The following is a 2197-nucleotide window of genomic DNA, read 5'->3' as shown; positions in this document are numbered from 1 at the left end:
TTTGTCTGGAAACCATAGAGCTTCATTTCCAGGCGCCTAATAAGCTCAACGTTGTACAGAGTTTTGCTGATATGGCTCAGTCGGTAGAGCGCATCCTTGGTAAGGATGAGGTCCCCAGTTCGATTCTGGGTATCAGCACCACGAATAATCTAGTGTTATGTCCTAGAATAAAATTTGTCTGGAAACCATAGAGCTTCATTTCCAGACACCTAATTGACTTGAAAGAGTCGTAAAAAAGCCCGCTATCCTATAGCGGGCTTTTTTACATCTGAAATTTACGATTAAACACGAATGTTAATGCGACCGACATGCCCATACCAGAGTCGGTCATTTCCAGACGCTTAATTTCTCTGAAAAGAGAGTGATAAGCCTGTTGCTAACGCAACGGGCTTTTTTACATATGAAATTTATACTAAAAACAAGGATGTCAGTGTGGTCGATATGCCCATACGAGAGTAGGGTGAGTTTTTTGTGTTTATAAAGCGACGCTTTATGCAAATTAACGAACGCGAAGAGCTTGCTCGTAGCTGGCCATGACAGGCGCCAAATTTCTCTGAAAAGAGAATGATAAGCCTGTTGCTAACGCAACGGGCTTTTTTACATCTGAAATTTATACTAAAAAACAAGGATGTCAGTGTGGTCGATATGTCCATGCGAGAGTAGGTCATTTCTAGGCGCCTAATTTCTCTGAAAAGAGAGTGCTATGCCTGTAGCTAACGCATCGAGCTTTTTTACATCTGAGATTTGTTAATTACGGCTTGGTTAATATGAGCATAATACTTGTGCGGATATGCCCATACGAAAGTAGGTCATTTTTAGATGTCTAATTTTTCTAAGGGAAAGATGTTATGCCGGCTATTATGTAGCGAGCTATTTTACGCCTGTAAAATTGATGATTTAATAGCTTATGTGAACAATTAAATCTGAACGCAAACTAAACTGTGTTTTTAGTACACTCTAGGTTATATGATTATTATAATTATGCTTAGTCATTCATTCCGTTTTAAACTTCTGATAAATTCCTATTACTGCTCTATCCTAACAACTTCTGTCAATTTATATCTAGAGTGATACGTAAAATTCAAGATTATCTTCCGATATAGAGATCTACTATGATGGCATCTGAATCAGAGCGAAATAACTCTAACATTATAGATGTATGTTGATTTTTTTTGGTCGTTATGCACTTGTGACGGAAAGTCTATCTTGGTAAGTAATTATCCCTTATAAGAGAATAATAAACTCTTTTCGGGCTGAAGTGACTGTTCGAGAGTAATACTATGATGAATATTGGCGATGCTAAAATAATTTAGTAAACCATCTATACCATTATTGAACGTTTCTAAATTATACCAAACCAATGACCAGGTTTTCTATGTTGCTGACCAGCTGAAATAAGTAATCATTGTCATCGCATTGGAAGTTTTCCTTAGTTTTCGAAATATATTTGATTCAATATTCTTCATAACGGGTTCACTTCTTTTTACGTTCCTGTACGCCCGTAACCGTGTTGATATGAAATCATTATTAACTAGCCTAATACATAGTTCATTATATTTTCTAAAATACTAATAGCTACAATGCCGTTGCTATTGGTCATAATTGCATGGAAGGAGTGTAATTTTTAACGTTCAACAAGTGGGGCCTACAGTAAAACGGTTTTGTGACTCGAGTAAGACAATAATATTTAGCTATATTAAAATGTGTTTGCAACATCTTCTACGACAGATTAATCAGACTAGCCCTATTTGTAATATCTGATACCGTTTTAATAAGTTTCTTCTCATGCTCTCATGCTTCATCAATCAATTACTTGTACTTTTAATCCTAGATGTCGACTTGAAAAATAAAGAGTCACTACTAAAAGTTGAACAAGCTTCATCATAAACCGAACAGTTTTACATTATTGTTGTCGTATTGAAGGTTTTACTTTGCTCAATATACTTTGATAAATACAACTTAAGGTAATCAGATATGAAATCAAAGAAACTATATTGTGGATAAATCTGTGAGTAAGATGTGCCTATTTTGGTATTAACTAAGGTATAAAAATTAAATGAGAAAATAGCCAAAAAAGGGGTTGCACTAAATCTCTCGGTGCCTATAATGCGCATCCACTGACACGGCAGACAGCGAAAGCAGTCACCGAGTGAGGTTGAACCAAGTACTTCAAAACACTGAGTTCAAGGCGAAAAGA

General features: G+C 36.0%; 1 tRNA gene. It reads left to right on the top strand.

Features of this window, described 5'->3' with window-relative positions:
- The first annotated feature begins 65 nt into the window (after nt 1–65).
- A tRNA-Thr gene (locus IEY40_RS20035) sits at nt 66–141 on the top strand.
- The last annotated feature ends 2056 nt before the right edge of the window (nt 142–2197 follow it).

The sequence above is a fragment of the Shewanella ulleungensis genome, assembly GCF_014648315.1.
Classification (GTDB): domain Bacteria; phylum Pseudomonadota; class Gammaproteobacteria; order Enterobacterales; family Shewanellaceae; genus Shewanella; species Shewanella ulleungensis.
Note: the sequence above shows the minus strand (reverse complement) of the source record. Positions and strands in the feature narration are given on the sequence as shown.